General features: G+C 52.6%; 1 protein-coding gene. It reads left to right on the forward strand.

Going from position 1 to position 616, the window contains the following annotated elements:
• Positions 1 to 204: 204 nt before the first annotated feature.
• Positions 205 to 453 carry a helix-turn-helix transcriptional regulator gene (locus FLO80_RS21830; protein ID WP_246156790.1) on the forward strand — a complete coding sequence of 83 codons (249 nt, stop codon included), beginning with the start codon at positions 205 to 207 and terminating at the stop codon, positions 451 to 453.
• Positions 454 to 616 lie beyond the last annotated feature (163 nt).

Raw genomic sequence — 616 nt, forward strand, 5'->3', positions numbered from 1 at the left:
CTGATCTTCGCAATCGTCTCCACAACCAACATCCCCAACTCGCTCCCTCATGCATCTGAGGAAGCATCAAAACAGAAATATCAGGGGGGTCACTTTTGGACGCCGATTACCCCGCTACGGGGTCAATTTTGCACGCCTGTTCACAGCTTGGCCTCTTTTCGGAACATACAACAACCTCGCCAAAGCGGCAATCACACTCTATGATTGCAGAACCTGGAACCGGGCAACCGCAACCGGGGCATCGCGATGCTCCTTATCAAAGGAGTTATCGTGATGAGGATACTGTCGAAGAAGGCGCTCAAAGAGTTGGTTTTGTACTCGCCGCAACACATCGCCAGACTGGAGAAAGCAGGCCTATTCCCGAAGCGGGTACAGCTGGGCTCGAACCGGGTGGGATGGGTTGAGCAGGAAGTGCTGGATTGGCTCGAAGAGCGTCTGAACAATCGAGAGTGACCGCTGATGCTCCACCTGGAGCAGGATGGTGCGGATTTCAAAATTACCGGACAGCGATTTCGCTAAATCCCGGACAGCCATTTCAGTAATTCCCGGACAGTTCGGGCACGGCTGATTATCTGCCTGCGATCATGTTTCTGTTTTGAGTGTTTCGGTATTTTCG

The organism is Aquicoccus porphyridii, from assembly GCF_008369105.1.
GTDB classification, from domain to species: Bacteria; Pseudomonadota; Alphaproteobacteria; order Rhodobacterales; family Rhodobacteraceae; genus Aquicoccus; species Aquicoccus porphyridii.